The organism is Xenorhabdus japonica (genome assembly GCF_900115195.1).
GTDB lineage: Bacteria > Pseudomonadota > Gammaproteobacteria > Enterobacterales > Enterobacteriaceae > Xenorhabdus > Xenorhabdus japonica.
Genome location: NZ_FOVO01000026.1, coordinates 16,444 through 38,032, shown reverse-complemented (window position 1 = coordinate 38,032; position 21,589 = coordinate 16,444). Strand labels below are relative to the sequence as shown.

Sequence of the window (21,589 nt, the reverse complement as noted above, 5' to 3'; positions counted from 1 at the left end):
TTCTCCTTATGCATCAGAATATCAATGGATTAGAAACGCCTTTATTATATACAACCAGTTTCTCAATCCCCATTGATTCTCTTAGCAGTGGTAAATAGTTCTTACAAAAATCGCATGTCGGGCGGTCAACAAACATCGTGACTTCTTTTGGCATCTTTCCGCCACTTTTTGTTATTCGTTCATAAGCTCGGACTAATGCAAGCCCTTCAGCGTCTGCGGCAGCTTTTGAAATTGTTGATGGTTCTACACCAGTACTCTTGTATATTTTTCTAAACCACTCTTTACGCTTAGCTGCGTACTCCAACCCTGGAATAGCTTGCCTATTCATACCAAAGAATTTACGGTTTCCTATGGAAACAAAAGCAACAGTTTGTAATCCATCATTAGGAGCAGGGACTCTGTTGCCAAGAACTGGCAATCGGGTTCTAGATCTAAACCTATCAATTTGTTCCCAAGGACATCCTGCCAGTCCCATTGGATCAACCCATGTTGATGGATTATGAACATAGGCATAGGGATTCTCACCGCCCATTAGCCCAATCGGATCAGGCGTCAGATACTGCCCCGCCACTGGCGAGTAATACCGGAACCGGTTGTAGACTAACCCGCTCTCTTCATCCAGCCACTGCCCGGCGAATTGTAGCCCCGGATTCAGCTCGGCATTTTCCCCCAACACCCCCAGACGCAGCCCGTACAGGCTCTGCGGCGGCTGGCGCCAGACCCGGTGCCCCGCGGCATCAAACAACGCCAGCGGCTCCCCGGTCGGTGCGCACACCGCATACTGCATCTGCACCTCTCCGGCCAGCAGCTCATGCCGGTTTTCCGGGTTCAGGCTAAAGAACTGCACCTGCTGGGCCAGCAACTGCCAGCCATCAAAAACGAGGTGGCGGATACAGTGCAAGCGGTTGTGCTGGTATTCGCGGATTTCCGCCGGCACGTCCCCGTCCCACAAATACGTGGTGCGCAGGCCTGCCCGTTCGCACGCTTTCTCCGTGCGCCGCCCGAAGGCATCATAACGATACTCCCACTGCTGGCCGCCCGGCGTCTGCACCCCAATCAGCTGGTTCTGGCTGTTCCAGCGGAACCTGGTCAGCTGCGGGCGGTGGCCTGCCTGCCACAGCTGCAGGGCGGTCATCCGCCCGGCATCATCATACTCAAACAGATGCTGACCCAGCTGGCGTAACCGGTGGCCTTTCTGGTACAGCCGTTCCCCATCAATCTCATTGAGGCCATCAAAACGGCGGGACGGGTAACCGGACGCATCATACTGATAATGCTCCCGCAAACGTTCACCATCACTGACTGAGATCACTTGTCCATTGCCATTAACCACATAACGCAGCCATTGCCGTTCGTCATTAGCTGCCACCAGATTGAGCGCGGCGTCGTAACGGTATTCCCTGTCCAATCCTGCCAGTGTCGGTTGCGGAATATCCGCGACTTCATAGGCTTCAAAGAATTCGGTGTTGCGTCCGGCACGTTGTGCGGTCAACTGCCCCATCAGGGAATGTTCCTGGCGCAGGATGAAGCCTTTATCCGACTGACGATGCCATTCGTGTCCGTCTTCATCCCGCTCAAGAGTAAGTGTATGTTCGTTATTGAAACTGAATCGACACAACTCGCCGACTTTGTTGGCTTCGGTTTTCACCTGCCAGCGCTGGCCTGTCACCGGACGATATGTGCTTTCAACGATTGCGCTGTTGGGGTAATCACGCTGGATATCACCGTGAGTCTGCGTTTCTTTCACGATGCGATCCTGGTCATCGTATTCAAACGTCAGCGGCGTACTGTTAGGAGCAATCACTTCCAGCAATCGCCCTAGAATATCGTAACGGTAAGTGGTGGTGCCTTCGGGCGTGTGCATTGCGGTCATACGACTGGCTGCATCGTACTCAAAACGCGTGATCGTATTCAGCGCATCCCGTTTCTCAATGCAGTGGCCATTGCCATCATACGCATAGTGCCACTGTGTTCCGGCATAGTCGGTTTCGGTAACCACCCGTCCGTCGGCATCCAGAGTATAGCGATAGCTTTCTCCCTGTGGGTTAGTGACCTCCAGCAGTTGCAGGCTGTCAAGGTCATAGTGGTACTGCCAGCGGTGACCCTCGCCATCCATCCGTCCCACGGGTAAGTCAAACGGCCCGTATTCGATATGCCATTTCACGCCGCGGGCATCAGTCCACTCGGTCAGATTGCCGTGGCGGTCATGACGAAAACTTTCCAGACTGTTGTTAGGGCGGTTACTTAAAGATACCCGATGATGACGGTCATAATCCCATAACCACAGTGCCCCGCCGCCTGAAGCAAGCCGTTGCAACCGGTCATGGCTGTCGTAACCCAGCCGCAAGCTGCGATTCTCTTCATCAAAGAGCTGAGTCAACCGCTGATGCTCGTCATATTTCCACGTTCGTTTGTGCCCCTCGTCGTCTTCGGCAGCGATAACCAATCCAAATTCATTGCGGGTCAGGGTGGTCTTGCTGCCATCGGGCGCAATAAAGCATTCTGGGTTGCCTTTGTCATCATATTGCTGCCACCAGACACGGCCAAGCGGGTCAGTCATACTGATAAGCTGGTCAACCTCATCATAGTGATATTTCCATGTGGCTCCAGCTGCATCGGTAAACGCTGTTACCAGCCCCGTATCCGCCAGATAAGCCAGCGTCAGCACCTGCCCTTCCGGCAAAATCTGTCGCCGCAAGTTTCCCCACTCATCATATTCATAACGGGTAATATGACCACACGGTGTCTCTACTTGGGTAACCTGCTGTTCTTCATTGTAATGCCAAGTGGTGGTATGTCCCTGTGGTGACGTTGAACGGGTGATACCCGATTCATAAGTCAGTTTAACAGGGTAAAAACCACCACTGCCCACACTGTCGGTACAGCGTCCCTGCACATCATAACGATAATCCACCGCCGTCTGGTCACCATCAGACCAGCGGCTAATCAAGCCCTGTTCGTTATAGTCATAGAATAAATGAAACTGCTGGAGACTGTCCGCATCTGCCAGCCAGCCATTGGTGTGGTAACCGTACCGTGCCATCACCTCATTCAGACCATTGTCGCTGCGACGAACTTCTGCTAGTAACCCATCCTCCCTATACAACAACACCAGTTCAGGGCCATCGCTGTGAGTGACATTCACTAACTTATAGGTGTCATTATAGTGAAAATGCACCGTATTCCCGTTGCGGTCACGGTGTTCAGTCAGCAGCCAGCGCAAGGCCCCCGTTGGCTCAGATTTCTCTGTCAGGACAGACAATGAAAAATATTTTCGAACCGGATTATTCCGTTCCGTCAGCACATAACCTTGTGTCTCACGGCTCAAGGTAAAATCAGGATGTTCTGGATTGACACTGTGGTCAACGCTCTCCGGCAAGGCAAAATACAGCGAGGCCCCTTCCGTAGTAAGAATTTCTATCCGGTCTCCAGTCGCTATCGCACATACCGAGAAGCTATCCGTCCAGTTTTCCCCTAACAATCCCCGTTGTCCTGGTGACCAACTGCGTATAAATTGCAGCGGTACCGTTTGTCCCAGTTCAATATCCGTGCGCTGGTCAAACAACGCACCGGTCGTGACATCAATCGGATCACCGGTAAAGAATTTTTTTGTGCTGGACCAATAACGCTTCAAGCCCTTGGTTTCCTTGAAGGCGATTTTGGTACAGTTCAGAGTCTTGCCCCGTATAACCTCCCCAACCTTTCTCGCGCCCTTAAGTGCGCCCCTCACCACAGCCTGCCGGCCTGTTTTAGTCAGCAGTTTTCCAATGCCTTTTGCCAGTCCCCGCGAGGGTGGTACTACAAATTCGACTGCAATCAACAAAGCACGCTGCCAGCCAGAAAACTCTTCCTCGATTTTCAGGTAAGTCCCCTGACCAGAACCAATGAAAACCGTGCTCGCGCCACCCTTGATGGTGGCACCGCAGACCAATTTGTCATCCACTCGCGCGGCTGGCTGGTCGTTGATAAAGACCGATTCACTACCCTGTGCGATCAATGGCGGCGGATGTTTGCTGCACGCGGCTAAGTCAACGGTAGCCCGAGCAGCCGGTTTACCCTCAATCTTCACGTTGGATGAACCTGACGTTATCGTACCATCAGGTGAACCGAAGCTGTTCACCATGTTCGTCACCGCCGAGCTGACATCACTGATAAGCCCACCCAATGCCAGAGTTCCCGCAGTGCCAAGTGCCAGTACTGCCGCTGTCGCCAGCCCGCCCGTGCCCACGACCAGTGCGGATGCAGCAGCAAAAACGGCGGCCCCAATCAATGCGCCGGCAATGGCACCCGCCAGTGCGCCCAGAAAACTGGAATGCTGGATTGGATCCCCTTCGCGGGCTGCTGCCGGACCTCTTGGCAGAGAAGGTGACATCACTTTCATTCCCGCGTGAGTCGCACCCACGCGGGCAATCCTCGTTACAATTTCATCACTCAGTCCCATATTGGCCTCCCATCATACGGCCTGAAAACTGGTCACCACTGCCAACAGAGCATCACGTTGTCCCGCATCAAACGGCTTTGGTGAAGTCAGGTTAAAAGCCAGCAATTGGCTGCCCCGAATTTGCAACACCACAGTCTGGTGCATTTCACCTTCCGGACTTTGCCATTGGTAATCCAAACGCCATGCCACCTCACCACTGAGCGTCATTTCCAGACGTTGATGCTCCAGATAACCCGGTAAGTGGGTACGAAATTGTTCTAATGTCTGTTCGTAATAGGCTGCTGTATCGGTACCCAAAGGTACGGGTGTACGGTTAATCACCAGATTGACTCCACTGTCATCCGGTAGCACGAAGACGTGCATGGATTCATCACGCCAGTTTGCCGGGACAGTCAAGGTACCTTCGTTCATCTGGTAAGGGTGTGCGCTCATGGTGTTTCCTTTTCGTTCTTTTCAACGTATTCAGTTCATTAGTTTTATTCAGCCCGGGCATAATAAGATTTCTCTGGCTGACTTCGCTTTGTTATCGGCCTGCTTGCCAGTATGAGTGAGATCAGTTCAGCATGATTACCTTCTGACCATTGATAATCACAGAGACCCCAGTGATATGGATGTTCCCTTCCTTGTCTATCGAAATGCTGCCTTTGGTATTGCTGATGCTGATACTGTCTTCAACCGACTGGATGGTGATTTCGCCCTTAGCACTGAGCGCACTTGTTTTCTCCACCGTTATCTGCCGTTCACCAATACTACTCACTTCCTTGCCAATCACTTCCTTATGCCGCTCCTCACGCACAGTAATCACTTGATTGTGACCGACGCTTTCTGTGTGGTCGTGTAACACGCGGGTAGTGCGATCATTGAGAACTGTTGTTTCCATATCCTTCTGCGCACGCATTGACAGCTTTTCACTGCCTTTCGAGTCCTCAAACAGCAATTCGTTATATCCCTCTCCCTTATGGGTCTTGGAGCGGAACGCCATTTGGGTTTTGCTGCCCGGCAGGGTACCCGGCGGAATGTTGCTGGCGTGATAGGTACGGCCGGTGACGATAGGCTGGTCCGGGTCGCCGTGCAGGAAGTCCACCACCACTTCCTGACCGATACGCGGGATGGCGAGCATGCCCCAGCCTTGGCCGGCCCACGGTTGGGTCACCCGTATCCAGCAGGAGCTGTGGTCGTCGCTGCGCCCATAGCGATCCCACGGGAACTGAAGGCGGATGCGGCCGTATTGGTCACAGAAGATTTCCTCCCCCGCCGGGCCGACGACTTTGGCGATTTGCGGGCCGTCAATGGTGGGTTTCGGCGGCGGGGTCGGGCGCCAGCTCTGGTTATGGCGGATAAAGCTGAAATGGCTGTGCAGCGTGGTGCCGCTATCGCCGGACGCGGTTTCCCATGCCTGTGGCTGGCTGCCGGTGTGGCTCGCGCCCACTACCTGCCACGGCTGGTTAAGGTCAGGACGCGGGTGATGGGTCAGAGTGAACAACCGACCCGGTTGCACGGCGATGGCGTGACCGCTGCCCTGTCCCATCACCGCGTTGTTGCGCAGGGCTTCGAGGCGGTAGCGGGTAAAGGCTTCCCCGTGGGCTTCGTCCTTAAAGCGCCCCGGGTAGTCGTAGTGCTCGTAGTACATCTCTTGCAGAGTTTCTTCCTTCATCTGCGCGCGGAATTCCGCCGCCCAGGCCGGATTTTTGAAGGTGTAATCCTTAAGCTCTACCTGTGCCGGACGTACCTGCGCACTGCATGTCAGGCTGTCCACGGAAGGTTCGCCCAATGTGCTGGCGTCCCCCGGCTGATACGGAACAACAATGCCCGTCGGAACGGAGCCGGCATCATCGGCAAACACCAGCGTGTTACGCCCGCTGCCACATTCAAAGAAATAGAAGATACCCTCTTCGGCGGTCAGCCGTTGCAGGAACACAAAGTCGCTTTCCTGATACTGGACGCAGAATTCCCGTTCAGGATGCGGATGGCGCAGGCTGAACACCACGTCACGGATGCCGTGCTCTTTCAGGATGGTGGTGACAATCGTGGCGATATCCTGCTGCTGGAAGATGCGTGAGTTCTGGCGCAGAGTCGTGCGCCACAGGTCAGGGCAGATAGTCATCTGGTAGGTGGTCTGGTGCAACCCGGTGTTACCTTGCTCGAAGCGGGCGACCATGCCGGTGATGCTGCGCTGCTCAACCCCTTCCTGTAGGATGGTCAGGGTGGCGGTACGATCCAGTACCGCCGGAAAATCGATGGCCGGGTCGGCACTGGCCAGCCCCACATTCAGGTGGAACGGCTGGGAAAAGCCTTCCGTCAGGGTGAAATCGGTGACGACAAAGGTCTGCGGTGGCAAACCACCTGCCGTCAGGGTAAATTGCAGTCCGCTCGGTGTACTGCCACCGCCCCCACCACCCAACATACTGACGGCCTGCTGTCCCTGCTGGACAAGTGACTGCCCTTTCTGAAGTTTCGCAATGCTCTTTTTCACTGACATGAGGTGTCTCCCTGATTAATGCCCACCGTCAAGGGTGACGGTTTGTTGATGATCTTTGGCCTGGCGTTCGGTTTCGTTTTTGTTCTGGTTTTCTGTCGCCTGTCGCAGCCGGTCATAACGGCCAAGCAGGGCGTTAAAACGTTCATCAATATTTTTCAGCAATACCGATGGTACCGTGTCCCCTTTTGCTGCATAGATGCCCAGCTGGCGCAGCAGTTCTTCCAGTGGGACTTCACTGCCGTGGCTGCGCTGGATGTCATAGATGGCGGTTTTCAGGTAGGACAGTGTGAAACTACCACGGGTACGCTCCTGCAACAGAATTTTGTCCGCCAGTTGCTGAAGTTGGTCGCGGGTCGCATTCCAGCTGCCTTTTAAGGGCACGCTGTCAATACGGGCGGTCATCTCCTGCTCCCACTGACGGGTGATATTCCGCTGATCCGGTGACGTGGGCCAACGTTGCTCTGCCGTTCCGGTTACCGTACGGGCGTTTTCCCACGTAGCCAGTGGCGATGCTTCCGCCAACCGATCCAACTGGTTCTGATAGCGTTCCAGTTCGGGCTGGTACAGCCACGCCAGCCGGGCTCCCGCCGGTTGGTCGGTGATGGCGTTGAGTTTTTGTTGCAACGGCTTGTAGAACAACAACCAGCTCCCCACCAACACCAACCCACCCAACAGGGCACCGAGGCCAAAACCCTGCCACGCACTTAACCCCTTCGGCGGTTGTTCGGGAAACTGTACCCTTACCCTCTGTTGGTTATTATCGGTCGCTGGTTGAGGATCATGACGAGGTAGCGGAGGCGGCGGTGGCATATCCGGCTCCGTCTCTGACTGGGAGAGATAAACCAGCGGCGGCATCTGCACCGACTGCGATGCCGGTTTGGCGGCCTGTCGTGGCTTTTCCAGTTTTTTCGCTGCGTTCTGGAAGAACCACAACAGATTTTCCACGCGCGGCAGGCGTTTCAGGTCGGATTGCTGTAACCGGTCGATAATCAGTTGAAGTGCCCGTTCGGCACGGTAAATCATCCGCAGGTCACTGGCGGCAAAATCTTGTTGGCGCAGTACACTGCCGGTGCGGGAATAGAACCATTCCAGCAAGTCAGTACGCACTTGCGGCTGGGGCGGCCACAGGGCATCCCATTCACTGACGATAACTCCCGCCAGCAGTTCACAGCCCTCGGTGAACCCTGCCAGTCCGTTCAATTGCATGCGTGCCAATGTGTAGTAGATCGCCGTCTGTAAATCGACGCCGTTGGTTTTGAATATCGTCAGGGACAGGGATTCCACCAGCGGCCAGTTCACTTCCGGTTGCGCCGGGTGGCTGGTTTTGTTGATTTCATCGCGGATAACGGCAAATTCCGGCAGGTTCAGCGGACTGCCGCCCGCCCGGATGATAAGATTTTCAGGGTGCCCGCTCATATCTGGCTTTTCTCCTTAAAAAAACCCCCGCCCGAAGGCAAGGGGTGGTTAATTGAGGTACTTTCCTTCAATAGAAGGTCTTCATATCAATAAAGGGTGTCCGGCAGTTTGAACTGACTGAACAGTCCGCCCGCAAATGGGTTGTCCGATTCATCCATATAGATGCGGTAGGTCACCTCACCGCCATCGACATTGAAACGTACGTCAAAGAAGCCCGGCTGGATGTTGGTCAGTTTGCCGCTGTTAATCAGCCGCAACTGTGCCCACGGGCCGCTAAAGCTGGTGGAACGCGGTGCCTGATTACTTTTCGCCGGCATCAGGGTCAGTTTGCTTTCTGTGCCTGTACGCATTGAGTTTGGCCAGATCAAACGTGCTACGTTGCTGCGTCCGTGGGAGTAATCCACCAGCTGACCATCAAGGTTCAGCAAGGCACGGCGTTTATTGCCGGTCAGGCTCATCGGTTCGATGGCGAACTGGGCACCGAGGCCGTTTTGTGGTGTAAAGAAGGTGGTGCGAATGCGGTTCGCCACTTCCAACTGTTTCATCACGTCCGGACGGATCAACATCTTGCCGTCAGTGCCTATGGTCAGGTTATTTGCCACAAACGGTTTCAGGCTCTGCTGATAGAAGGCATCCAGTGTCCCACCCGGCCGGAAGAAGCGGTCAAACTCGCTCAATGGCACTTCTTCACGGACATTAGGGTTGAATGGGTAGCGGCCCGCCAGATAGGTTTTGTACTGTTTGACTACGGTGTCTTGCCATTCCACTTCCAGTGAACGCACGGCTTCCATCATCACAACGCGCCACGCCTGCTCAGCCAGGTCACCAATCCAACGGTTCAGCGGCTCTGGCAGGTTTTTCGCCATCTGCTGCACTTCAAAAATGGCATCACTGTTATTCTTGTCCAGACGCATCTGTACTGCTTGCAGTGCGGCCTTACCCGGCACAGGCGAGTTCTGGATCGCCAGCAGGTAACGGTGCAACGCCATCAGTTTCTGGTAGACGCTTTGCAGCGTGCTGCCCTTGTCACCGTGTTCAATCAGTACGCCGGTTTCAGCTGCAAAGCCATGGCTGATCCTGTTCAACAGTTTGTAATCTTCTTTATCCAGCAACAGCCCTTTTTCCTTGCTGCTCAGCGAACTGTTTATCATCGGCGGATTAGTGTTATCACTCAGGATTTGCAACGCTCGCTTAATAGGCTGCTCACCACTGATCACCTGTTCGATGGCACTGATAGCCTGCGGCAGATCATCAAAGTCACGCACTTCGAGGTTGTTCATCGCCGCCCGCCATGTTGCGGTGTATTCTGCTTGGTACAGTTCGGTGATTTCATCCTTGATCATATTCTGATCTGCTTGACTATAATCGTCGTGACTCTTGTTTTTGTCGTTATTCTGTGACGCTCCCACCTCGCTGTGTTTCTCTTTGTTACTCTGTTCTATATTCAACACCCAACTGTCCATTGCGGTTAGTTCCACCAACTGCTCGCCTTGCTGGACAAAGTAGTCCATCAAACCGTGACGGGTCAGGAACTGCGGAACAACCAGCCGTTTTTCGTTGCTGACAACAAACACGCTGTCAAAGCTTGGGCCAATCTGATCACGCAGATTGATCGGTGCTGCCAACGCATCCTGTGCTTTGATACGCAGGTTCTGGTATACCCGTTGCTTGACGGAAAGTGTTTTCAGCTCCTGCTGGGCTTGATGGATTGGCTTAACAAACGGCGCAAAGCGATCGATGGCATCTTGTTCGCCTTTATCACGTTTTTCTTTCCAGTCGGTACTATCCAGGGCGTAATCCAGATGGGTCAGTAACGAATCCTGAACACCACGCTGACCCATGAACTCCTTGCTCCAACGCTCACGCATATACTGTGTTACCAGTCCGTTGTTACGCTTGCTTTTATCTTCCATCATGCGCATCACACGCAGGATCTCGAGTTTTTCCTCACTGCCCGCCTTTGCCTGATTCAGGTCATCCAGCAACCCCTGCATTAGGGACGGCAGGAAACGCTGCTCCAACAATTTCAGGTAGGTTTTTGCCACATACGGACCGACGCGATCGCCTTGATACAGTGCCATATCCGTCAGGAAGGATTTGTTATCGTGATAGTTACCGTAAGCCAGTGTCGCGTCACGAATCGGGTTCATCAGCGGCAGCTGGAGATTGCCATAGTGGTCATCACCTTTCGGTGGCGGGACAGACAGGAAGTTTTTCACCTGTGCCAATACTTCTTCACCTGCCCGATAGTTTTTCTGGTAGAAATAATGCCAACCGCCCCACATCGCCATGATGACCAATGCACTGATGGTGGAGAAGGTATACAACTGGCGGCGGTTCCGGCTCAGCCAGATGCGGTTTTCAGCCGCCAGATTCGGCTCTGCCAGCAAGACATTTTCAAACAGAGAGTGAGTGAAGTACGGCAGCGTGTCGCCCGCCGGCCAGGTTGGGAACGCCTGAGAGCCCAAATGGTACTGAGCCGAAGCAGATTGGGTGAACAGGTCATCCATCTGCCCCACCTGATGCGCCGACGTCAAATAAACGCCACGCAGGGTCGAACGTTGATGTTCGTCGTTATACAGAATATCTTCCAGCATCTGGACAATGTAGCTGTACAAGCCCTGAACCTGACGGGTGAAACTGAACAGGGCGCTGCGCTGGTTGGCATCCACATTGTTCAGCATCATGTCCGGCATCGCCGTATTCAGGTTGTTCATCCACTGTTTCCAGAACTGCTCCAGTTCACTGTGCCATGCTTTCTCATCGCGGTTATTGAGACTGAATGTCACACCCAAAATCTGGTCGCGCAGTTTGCGATCCAGTGATTGGTACATCGGCTCAAAGCCGTGCAGCAAGTCGATTTTGGTCATCACCAGATAGAGCGGCAACTGGCTGTGGAAGGTCAGGCGAATGTCTTGCAGACGCTGGTGGATCTCCCTCACATAACGTTCGCGCTGTTCGCGATTATCGGTCAGCAGGCGCAGGGTATCCACGGTCAGAATAATCCCGTTGAGTGGCTGGCGCTGGCGGTTTTCAGTCAGCCAGTTCAGCAATGATTCCCACAGACGGCTGTTGATTTGTGGTTTATCGCTGTTAAGTGGGACTGGCTGGTCAATCAACTGACCTTTCGGATCGATGATGACCGCTTTTTCTCCCAACCAGCAACGCAACATCAGGGGCAATTCTCCGTCCTGACGCAAATATTCCGGTGCCGCGATCTCGGATAGCTTATAACCTTCCTTTATCAGTGAGGTTTTACCGCTTTTCTGGCTACCGATGACCATGTACCACGGGCGCTCATACAGGTAATTATGGGTGTCCAGATGGCGTTGCAACTGGGATTTCCAATGGTCGAGGTAGCGATCTTGATGTTCAATATCTACCCGTACCGGATCAACTACTTTCAGTTCAACGTCAAGGTTAAGTTTTTCCAGTGTCCGCAAGCGACGCCACGCTTTCATGCCGATCCAGAACAACACCACCATGATGATGATGGCGGTTGCCAGCCAGCGTGCCGCGAGGCTTTCCAGCGGATAGTCGCTACGGACTTTCCATTCTGGCCCCCACCACCAGATTGCAATCAAGAGCAAGCAGGGGATAAGCGCCAGAATCAGCGTCATCAATGCCTTGAGGCGTGGCAGGGACTTAAACTTCGCCAGCGCCGGCAAGGCTGATTTCAATGGTGCCAAAGATGACAAAGAGGGCCATTTCATGGGTTAACGCTCCTGTTTGAAGCCGTATCCTTGAGAGGAGAAGGGAGTTTTTCAGCTAATTTTTCAGCCAATGAAGCCAACAGGCTCGGTTCCCATTGAGTAAGTTGCATGTGTTGCCCCGTGTGTAACAAATTCCGGTAATGCTGTTGGGCCAGCGCTGTCATGCCAGCTTCTGCAAGCAATTGAGCATTGAGCAGTTGACCATAGAATTGATCCCGTGGCTCAGTTAACTGTTGCTGATGTTCTTCCAGCATTTTCAGGGCTGCTTCCAACCCTTGTTGCTGGAAACATTGCCAGATAACCTCCTGATCAGCAGAAACGGAACCATTGCCCGTTGCCACTGGTTCAGGTGCGAGCCAGTCGAGAGTTTCAGGCGAAATAAACGGACTCATGTCAGAAAAACTTAAGGTTTTCAGTACGGGCAATCGTTCCAGAAAAGCACTCAGCTCATCGCGAATAGCCAACGAGACGTTTACGTAACCCAATTGCAATGCAGCTTGTGCGGCAATGGCATGACCATCCAGCCAGTAAGGGGCAAGCGTCAGGCTTTGCTCGATTTGTTGGAGCAATTTGTTGTCTGCCATCGGCAATCTTGCCAAATAGTCAGCAGTGCGATCTGCGGAAGCCGGTGCTAACGGGGTTTTACCTGTTGCGTTCGCCATCGGTGCGGTGGTGATGGTGTGCCATACCGCGTGGCGGCGCAGAGAATAACCCACTGACGATTCGGGATGCCGTTCACACAGCAAATCCGCGACGGTCATCAGGGTCTGCTTCCACGCCTTTTCGCTCGAGCTGTTGACGTCTACTTCTGGCATTGGTGCAGCTTCATAGCTCTGGGGCGCTTGCGCCAGAGATTCGGCTGTAGATGCTGATGCCACGGCTGGAGCTGGCTTTGTCTCCACGGGCACAGTTTCTGGCTGACGGTTATAACGAATGCGCAGTTGGTCAACTTCTTTGGCAAGATTAGGTTCATTGGCATGCCAGCATTGGGCGAGATGTGCAAATGCGCCTTGTGCATCATCCCGTTCGCTTTTGCTCGCCTGTTCAGTAAAACTGCCTTGAGATGACTCAAAACGCTTGAGTACTTGCTGTGCCAGTCGACGCTTTAACTGTAGCTTGGTTGGCCAGGCCTTTTCCCAGTAATTTTTGACATACTCGGTCAGTAGTTCCATAGCGAGGATCAACTCAGCAGAATTGCTGGCATGTTGCAATGTACGTAACAAATGCACCATCAGCCGGAAGTCCTTGCTCTTTTCGCTCAGCAGTTGCAAGGCCTGCCGCTGGATCTCTTCAACATCCAGCGAGCCATGTGACAGTGAGCCAAATTTGATCATCTCGCCGTCAATGTATTCCCATGCAGGTTCATTGTCTCCCAGCCCCTTGCCAATCTGTTCGTCGGACAGGGAGGCCAGCAGGGAGCCGAACCAATCGAATTGTGTTCTGATGTCCATGTCGATTACCAACGACAGGTAGCGCGTAATGGTTTCGCTGCCTGCTCCAACTGAGAAATGTTAAAGGTTATCTGGCTACCATTACTGCCCGTAATGTTCATCCGGTCGCTGTCCATTAGCCGCTTGATTTCCTCAATGCCCGGTAAGCCACGGCTGGATTCCCATAAGTAACCATGTTCCCGCACGAACCATTCAGTACGATACTCGGTTCTGTCTGTTGCCACGGTAACCGCCCCTGATTCCACGGGCTTAGGCAGTGCCACCTGCAAACGGGTGATACTGTCAATGCAACTCAGCATTAATACAGGACGCGGTGGAGGAACCCCAATCGCGGGCGTGGTCAGGATAATCGGTGCTGCGCCGTTCTCTCCCTGCGTCACCATGAAGCTGGTGGAGTAATCGGTGCGTTTCATCTCCTGTTCCATCGCTTTCCGCCATAAGGGCCCCATATTTTCGATAGGAATTTGTACAGTTTTGAACTGGAGGTTATTCAACGCCCTGTCATAGCATGCCAGCCGAATAAGAGGAGACGGCTCAAAGCGGCATTTATGCAGTTCATCTAAATTTTGCTCTTCCTTTACTACCGCGACTGCTTCCGTTGGTTTTACCGTTTCCGTGGTTTTTACCATTTCCGTTGGCTTTACCATCTCTGCAAGCTTGGGGTTCCCTGTCAATGAAGCGAGCAATGAACTGATAATTAAAATAATATTCATAATCTACACCCGTATTTAGCCAGTTTGTAAACCAACGTCCTCTGGGGAATTCCCAAACTTTGTGCAATCAATCTGGTGTCGTTGCCAAACTGACGCTGACGTTGAACCAACACGGCGCTTTCAAATTCTTCTATGGCCTTTGGCAGATTATCGATATGACTGTAATCCACGGAGATACTGCTGACCGCCGCCGGGTTTTTTGATTCACTCAAGGAAGCAAGCAGTTCATCCAATTGTTTTTCTTTTTGGCGTTGAACCTGAAATACCTGACGGATTTGGCGTAACTGTCCGCGCAGTTGTTCGAGTTCCTGCAATTTTTTCAGGCGATGCTGCATAACATGGCAATAAATGCCGAACATGTTTTCATTGTTGGTGAAAGGGAAGACATTTTCGGCAAAGATGGCGATGACACCACAAGCCTGCCCATTGCAGTCAAACAGAGGCGTGCCGTATAACCCACAGTTATGCGGCAGCTCTGCAATGAACGAGCGGAAATTTGGATCGTCAATGCGTGCCCCGTGATTAAGGGAATCCCAGACAATTGGGGTTCCCTTGCGTAATACCTGTATCAATGGGTTATTGACGTCATCAATGTCCACTTGTAACCGGCGCGAATTGGTTTGCTGAGGCTCCGGCAAGTTGTAGCATTCCAGCCTGTTTTCATTGATGTTAAGCAGGAAAACTAACAAGGCATCAAAACGCGAGCTATGGCTGACCTGCAAAAAATGGTCAACCAGTTGTCCTATAGTGTCATCTTCCAATAACGCTAACGCGCTTTTCAGCCGCTGTTTCATTATTCTGCCTCCTCAACCTCTGCATGGAATTCATGTTCAGCTACAGTTAAGCGAATAGCCTTAATTGGTGTGCCCGCAGCCATTTTCTGCAACAGCAGTAATGAAACAGGTGGTAACAGTGCACCATCAATGATGGATTCCAACATACGGGCACCATTTTCCGCACGGGTAGCGCGTTGCAGGATCTCTTCGGATACTTCATCGCTGATGGTGACTTCTGCGTTGAAACGCTGAGTCAGCAGGGTATCCAATCGCGCCAGTTTGCCCTGAATGATGGTTTTCAGCGTTTCATGGCCCAGCGGCAGGTAAGGGATCACTTCCATACGCGCCAACAGTGCCGGCTTGAAGAATGCCGCCAGTTCTGGATACAGCAAATCGTTGATCTGCTCTGGCTGCCCGGCATTGTCTACTATGGTTTGATAGCCCAGGTTTGAAGTCAGGAAGAACACGACGTTTTTACAGTCGATGATGCGCCCTTCTCCATCCGCCAATTCCCCTTTGTCGAAAGCCTGATAGAACAGGTTCAGTACGTCAGGGTGCGCTTTTTCCACTTCATCCAATAAGACGACAGAGTAAGGCTTCTGACGAATGGCTTCGGTCAGTACACCGCCCTCGCCGTATCCCACATAGCCCGGAGGTGAACCAATCAGGCGGGAAACTGTGTGCTTCTCCTGAAACTCGGACATGTTGATGGTGGTAAGGTATTGACGGCCGCCAAACATGAGTTCCGCAATTTGCAGGACGGTTTCGGTTTTACCGACGCCACTTGGTCCTACCAACAGGAATGCACCAAGAGGACGCCCCGGACGACGCAAATCGGCACGAGCGGTCAGTAAGTGTTTGTGCAAGCACTGGATCGCCATTTCCTGCCCTTTAATGCTCTGTCCCAAGTGGGTAGGCAGTTCAGTGACGATGGACAGTTCACTTTGTGATAAGCGGTTCAATGGCACGCCAGTCCACTCGGCAATTACCGCTGCAATTTGAGTTTTGTCCACGTGCGGAGAAACCAGTGTTTGCTTCTGCTGTAGTTCTGCCAACTGTACGTTGAGAACTGCTACTTTTTCAGTAGCTTCGGATTCTGTTTCAACGGGGGCATCATCAGCCAGCAATTGGCTGCGCAGTTCGATGATTTGTTTCACCAACTCCTGTTGTTGTTGCCAGCTATTTTCCAATACGGTGAGTTGTTCCTGAACTTCTGTTTGCTGGTTCTGCAATTCTTCCAATCGCTCAACATGAACGCTCAGCCCCATGCGTTGTTCTCTTTCCAGCACGTCGATTTCCATTTGCATCTGGTGCAATTCGGTCGTCAACGAGGAGAGCTGACGCGGGGGTGAAGTCAGATTAATGGCAACACGAGCACAGGCGGTATCCAGTACGTCAATGGCTTTGTCCGGCAGTTGGCGGCCAGAAAGATAACGGTCACTCAATACCGCAGAGGCTTTCAGTGCTTCATCATCAATCAGTACGCCATGCGCCTGCTCGTAAATGGCACGTAAGCCACGCATAATGACAGTTGCTTCATCCGCGGTTGGCTCAGAGACTTTCACCAGTTGGAAACGGCGGGACAGCGCAGCATCTTTTTCGAAATACTTTTTGTACTCGCTCCATGTGGTGGCGGCGATGGTTTTCAGTTCGCCACGAGCCAGAGCGGGTTTAAGCAGGTTGGAGATATCCAAACCTCCTGCTTGGTTGCCTGCACCGATCAGGGTGTGGGCTTCATCAATAAACAGGATGATTGGTTTTGGGGATTGGCTGATTTCAGCCATGATGCCTTTGAAGCGTTTTTCAAATTCACCTTTAACCGCTGCTCCTGCCTGCAATGCCCCCAGATCCAGTGTCATCAGTTCGCTGTTGCGTAATTTATCCGGTACGCGATCGTTAATAATGCGCAGTGCCAGACCTTCAATCAGGGCACTTTTACCCACACCCGCTTCACCAACGACAATTGGGTTGTTTTTGCGGCGGCGGCAAAGAATGTCGATCATCAGATCGATTTCATTATCGCGACACAAAACCGGATCAAGTTTGCCCTGACGTGCCTGCTCGGTCATGTTCTGGGTAAAGCGTGCCAGCAGGCTGTCGCTGTTTGCTGGATGTGCGCTCTGCCCATCTTTATCGCTGACAGCAAAAGGCTGCTCTGCCGAGCCATTTGTCCATTCCGCAAAGTTTTGACGCAATAATTCGCGGTTGATACCGGCCAACAGACGCGCGGTTTGTGGTGCCAGATAACGCAGCGGACTGAACAGCAACGTAATCAGCATAACGCCACTGCGCAATTCGCTGTGCTGCATCTCTGTGGAAGCCAGCAGCCAGCTATCCTGTAACCATTCCACCAGCATTGGGGAAAAATTTGGGTAAGTCTGTACAATCGATTGGTGGTGCGTCATTACCTGATCGAGTTGTTCTTTCAGCAGATCTTTATCAATGTCTACTTTATTTAGGATCAGTCGCATATCACTGAGTGGCGTATCGATCATTTGAAGCAGTAGCTGCGCAACGGTGATTTCAGGTTGTTGCTGACTGACGCAAGATGCCGCCGCCGCTTCCAGTGCATGGCGAGTCATCGGGTTTAAACGATTTACAAGGGTAGGCAGATCAATCTGGATCATCGCGACTTCCTATCTTAATAAGTTACTTAGCTGCTTTAATATGTCTTGGCTCTGATCACCGAGGCGGATGGCATAAAAGCTGTAAATAGCCACAACCAAGCCTACGCTGATAACGAGCAGGTGCTTGATAGTCCATCGTCTGCTCAGGCGATAACGCGCATCACTTTCGTTGACATTGATATACAGCGTGGTCGGCGGAGTATCTCCGCGCAGTGAGTGAAGCTGTTGCTGTAGACGACGGAACAGGCGCTCAAAGTCATCGCTTTTCTGGGCGCTGACTTTGTAGCGTCCGCGATATCCCAGACAGAGGCAGAGGTAAATAAATTCCAGCAGGTGCTGATAGCGCTGGGCCTCTCCCATCAAACGTTCAAGCAATACGAAGACCTTCTCACCTCCCCAGGTTTCATTGTGGAAGTGCACCAACAGTGATTGCTTCAACCAGCCATTCTGACTGTTCCAGCCGTGCCCCAACGCGGTTTCATCAATGAAGGTGCACAGTACGTAACGGAATGAAACAATCGCGCCCGGCTCATAACCTTTGGTTTGCAGGAACTGCTCAATGGCTCGAATATCAGTAACAACCTGTTGGTAAAGCTTGTCCGGAAGTGCCTGATCATTCATGTCCTGTAAACGCAAAACCATCCCCAGCAAGGGGGTGGCGGCATCGATCATTGGGTTGAGACTTTCACCACGCAACGGTAGCTGGTACTGACGCTGAAATGCTTTCAGCGTTTCAGATTTTTCCAGCGACAGACTGTCAACATTGATATCACTCATGATTATTCCTTACCGCCCCTGATAGCCCAGAGCTGCATATCTAAGTCAGGGAAATCCCCTGATACGTGGAACGCGATGGAATTCCCCTGCTGGATCTCTTTCCATGCCGGACTCTTCTGATCCAGACGGAAGTAGGTATATCCAGAGTGGTACGGTAACTGGCGAGGTGCCGCGGACAATGCAATCAATGGCACGCCTGGCAACTGAACGCTGACCAGATCACGGATTTTTTCCATCGAGGTAACTTTGGTTTGCTGGACAAACTGACGACGCAGCTGTTCCTGCGGTGTGCTGGCGCTGATTGCCAGTACGAATTCGGCTTTGCGCAGCAGATCGTTGTCGTGGAGCGTTGCCACACGAATACCACCTTCGTTCTGTTTCAGTGCAATCGAAGTTGCACGCGGGGTCAGAACGACGTTCAACGCATCACGAATTGCGTGCATTGCATCCTGGAAGGTGTCTGTCAGGTTATTGTGGTCATACGCCAGGACATTCCCTGGCAGGCGGCTTGCATCGGTGAATGTTCTCAACTCGCCACAAGTCTGGAGTAGCTCGGTATATAAATACAGTGGGTGCAGAACGGTTTGTTTTGCATAATGGTTGAACAACGGCTGAACGCGGTTGAGCAATTGCAGCATCATAAATTCTGCGACATCAGCCACCCCTTGCTGACCCGGTGAGCCAATGCGCTTAGCCAGTGTTCTTGAACGCTCGGTCAGCAGGCCATCTATTTCCACCATGAAACGCTTGAGTTTGTCGGCCACGAAAATCGACAGACACGTCGGGATAAATTCGTTATCCAGAACGATAGTGCCATCTTTTTGCTTTTCTTTGATGCGGCACAGCGGAATGGCGGTGTAAGCACTCATGTCCTCGGAGCCTTGCATCAGAACTGGTGTCAGTTGGGCAAGGTTGAGGGCAAAGGCATCACCACCTTTGGTATGGAGGTCACGGACATCAGTAGGAAGCTCCCGATAACGCACCGCGCTTTGGGTTTCTGCATCCCGATCAGCAATTTCCCGAATGGTATCGCTGGACATTGGCAATGCCAGATAAATATCCTTGCTTTTCAGGTCATTGATATTTTCGATATCCAACGGTTTTGGCAGCAAATCTTGGCTGGGCGCAGAAAAAATGGTGCCATCAGGCATGATGCCACTGGCTTCGGTAATCCCGATACGCCCCAGTTTGAGCAAATCATCATTGATGCTCAGGGAGCTGAAACCATGAGCATAAGGTGTCAATACTGAAACAAGGCTATGTGCCAGATAATCAATGTGTTTTTGTTGTTGCTGAAAATGTTGTGGTTTGATGAATAACCCTTCGTGCCAAATCACCCGATTTTTACCTGGCATGATTACTCCTCCTCTTTTCTAAGTTCGACGTCATTGTTTCTGACATGCACCAAGATGCGGTAATGGCGGCCGATGTCTTTTACTAGGATGATCTTTTTCCATTCAGATTGATTAGCATCTGCATAGTGAACGATGACACCGATGTAACGGTTTTTCTTTTCCAATGTGATGGCTTCCAGAGGCTTGTATTGCCCCGGCAACAAAGTGTAATCCTGATGATCGATGTAGTTTTTCCCCAGTGCCTTTTCGAGTTTGTCGCTTTCAAGCTGGTCATAGTCGGCAGCCAGAAAACGTGAATCTTCACTGAGATAAACCAAATTCATTTCAACAGGAGCTGCTTCACCACTTTCATTGGGGTTGATGTCTGATTCGGCCAGCAATGTAATGTTGGCAACAGAAGCCTGCTCATCGGGTGTACCTACCGGTGTGGAAGGGTCCCAGATGACCTGGCCTACTTTTTTTGTTGCGTTCCATGCACTGCTACAGCCGTTCAGCAACATCACTGACAGCAATAAAATCCCTACAGCCCATATACGGCGACTAGCGGAATGTGTCATTGCTGGATTCCTCCAAGCCCTGACGCAATGCGCGGTCATAAGCCTGCTCATATACCTCGCGGAATAACTTTTCGAATCCTTGCTGGCGGCTGGATGCTAATTCACGGTAATAGTTGGTGTACATTTCCCAAGCCCAGGACGCATCTTTATTCCTGACTTCGTTACTACGACGATAATGCGAGAAACGGCGGAGCAATTGCTCTGGGGAAAAGGCTTCCAGCATGGTGTCCAGTGCGGCAGAAATGGCAACCCGGTTGGCCTGATAGTGCAATTGCAGGTTTTGCAGACTTTCCGCTACCGCTGCCGGTGCGGAGAGATGAACCGGGCTTTTCTGATCAGAGAACATCACCTGCATGGTCGTGTCATAATCCATGTTCAGGCGCAGAGGGTTATCTTCAATAGGACGGAGTTGTTTATCACGCAATCCATGTTGTTCACGCTGAAGAGCTAATAGCCCTTCAATAGCGGCTTTCATGGTTTTGCCCATCTCTTGCAGAAAATCATTCGCCTGTTGGCTGTCGTGCAGAGGCAGGCGAGCTTCCAGCCCACGCATGAGAGGAGTAATAGCGACATGGTCAACATCCATATTTTCGTACTGCCTATCGGAATCGATATCAGGTAAATCAAGGAACTCCTGATCCATAACACTGCCTCGGTTATCAAAAATAGGGTTAGCAAATGGGGGGGATTGGTAATGATCCGGTGGCAAAAGTTGTTCCGTATCATCAGCCTCAACCTGTGGTTTCAATGTGGTCAGGCTCTCGCTATCAAGTACCCGTAGTGGATCATCACTGAAACGGTGCATAACCGTCGGAGCAATGCTTTCATCGTGGGCAAATACAGATTTTTGTGCGGGTACGCCTTCCATCATGGCATCCAGCGGATTGCTGTAGCTGGAAACCAGCGATTCAGGTGATACTGTTGAAGGATCAACGCGATCTGTCTCAGAAAGACTGATGTGACTCTTGATCGACAAATTGCCGACCTTGATTTGATCGCCTTGCTGTAACAGGATCAAACTCGCCTCTGGCGTCAACGTTGCATTATTAACCTGCACTGGTTCAGCAAGTACTTGCAGGCAAAATGCCCCATCCTGCCACTTAATGGTGAATTGTGATGGGTGGATATTGCCCTGCTGATCCTGTACAGACCAAAGATGGCTTTCACTGCTACCGACCGTACCGCCCTGTGTCGAGAACTGGCAATTGGCGGCTTTACCACTTTCTAGCTGTTCACTGTTAAGAACCCGCAATGAAAGGATTGGTTGATGTTTTTCCATAGTCG

The 21,589-nt window shown here is 52.0% G+C and carries 13 protein-coding genes; all 13 read right to left on the bottom strand.

What is annotated here, in order from left to right; genetic code table 11:
* Positions 1–13: 13 nt before the first annotated feature.
* Positions 14–4,441: an RHS repeat-associated core domain-containing protein gene (locus BM135_RS11065; protein ID WP_092519788.1), complete on the bottom strand. Its 4,428-nt coding sequence runs from the start codon at positions 4,439–4,441 to the stop codon at positions 14–16.
* 12 nt (positions 4,442–4,453) lie between these two features.
* Positions 4,454–4,873, bottom strand: a complete 420-nt coding sequence (locus tag BM135_RS11060; RefSeq protein ID WP_092519787.1) for a DUF1795 domain-containing protein — start codon at positions 4,871–4,873, stop codon at positions 4,454–4,456.
* Between the two features lie 121 nt (positions 4,874–4,994).
* Complete coding sequence (locus BM135_RS11055) at positions 4,995–6,920, bottom strand: type VI secretion system Vgr family protein (protein WP_092519786.1); 1,926 nt, start codon at positions 6,918–6,920, stop codon at positions 4,995–4,997.
* A 15-nt stretch (positions 6,921–6,935) separates the two neighbouring features.
* Positions 6,936–8,336 carry a VasL domain-containing protein gene (locus BM135_RS11050; RefSeq protein ID WP_092519785.1) on the bottom strand — a complete coding sequence of 467 codons (1,401 nt, stop codon included), beginning with the start codon at positions 8,334–8,336 and terminating at the stop codon, positions 6,936–6,938.
* Between the two features lie 86 nt (positions 8,337–8,422).
* On the bottom strand, positions 8,423–12,049 hold the full coding sequence (gene tssM, locus BM135_RS11045) for a type VI secretion system membrane subunit TssM (protein WP_092519784.1): 3,627 nt from the start codon (positions 12,047–12,049) through the stop codon (positions 8,423–8,425).
* Entirely contained in the window at positions 12,046–13,500 is a 1,455-nt protein-coding gene (tssA, locus tag BM135_RS11040; protein ID WP_092519783.1) for a type VI secretion system protein TssA, read from the bottom strand. Before tssA ends, tssM begins: the two co-directional genes overlap by 4 nt.
* A 5-nt stretch (positions 13,501–13,505) precedes the next feature.
* On the bottom strand, positions 13,506–14,213 hold the full coding sequence (vasI, locus tag BM135_RS11035; RefSeq protein WP_092519782.1) for a type VI secretion system-associated protein VasI: 708 nt from the start codon (positions 14,211–14,213) through the stop codon (positions 13,506–13,508).
* Positions 14,210–15,007 carry a Fis family transcriptional regulator gene (locus BM135_RS11030; protein ID WP_092519781.1) on the bottom strand — a complete coding sequence of 266 codons (798 nt, stop codon included), beginning with the start codon at positions 15,005–15,007 and terminating at the stop codon, positions 14,210–14,212. Before BM135_RS11030 ends, vasI begins: the two co-directional genes overlap by 4 nt.
* Entirely contained in the window at positions 15,007–17,616 is a 2,610-nt protein-coding gene (gene tssH / locus BM135_RS11025; protein WP_092519780.1) for a type VI secretion system ATPase TssH, read from the bottom strand. Before tssH ends, BM135_RS11030 begins: the two co-directional genes overlap by 1 nt.
* 9 nt (positions 17,617–17,625) lie before the next feature.
* Positions 17,626–18,393 (bottom strand): type IVB secretion system protein IcmH/DotU, encoded by a 768-nt coding sequence (gene icmH / locus BM135_RS11020; RefSeq protein ID WP_092519779.1) that lies wholly within the window; start codon positions 18,391–18,393, stop codon positions 17,626–17,628.
* Between the two features lie 2 nt (positions 18,394–18,395).
* The gene (gene tssK / locus BM135_RS11015; RefSeq protein ID WP_092519778.1) at positions 18,396–19,748 is read right to left on the bottom strand and encodes a type VI secretion system baseplate subunit TssK; all 1,353 of its coding nucleotides are present in this window, start codon (positions 19,746–19,748) and stop codon (positions 18,396–18,398) included.
* Between the two features lie 2 nt (positions 19,749–19,750).
* On the bottom strand, positions 19,751–20,305 hold the full coding sequence (gene tssJ / locus BM135_RS11010) for a type VI secretion system lipoprotein TssJ (protein ID WP_092519777.1): 555 nt from the start codon (positions 20,303–20,305) through the stop codon (positions 19,751–19,753).
* Positions 20,289–21,584 (bottom strand): type VI secretion system-associated FHA domain protein TagH, encoded by a 1,296-nt coding sequence (gene tagH / locus BM135_RS11005; RefSeq protein WP_092519776.1) that lies wholly within the window; start codon positions 21,582–21,584, stop codon positions 20,289–20,291. Before tagH ends, tssJ begins: the two co-directional genes overlap by 17 nt.
* Between the last annotated feature and the right edge of the window lie 5 nt (positions 21,585–21,589).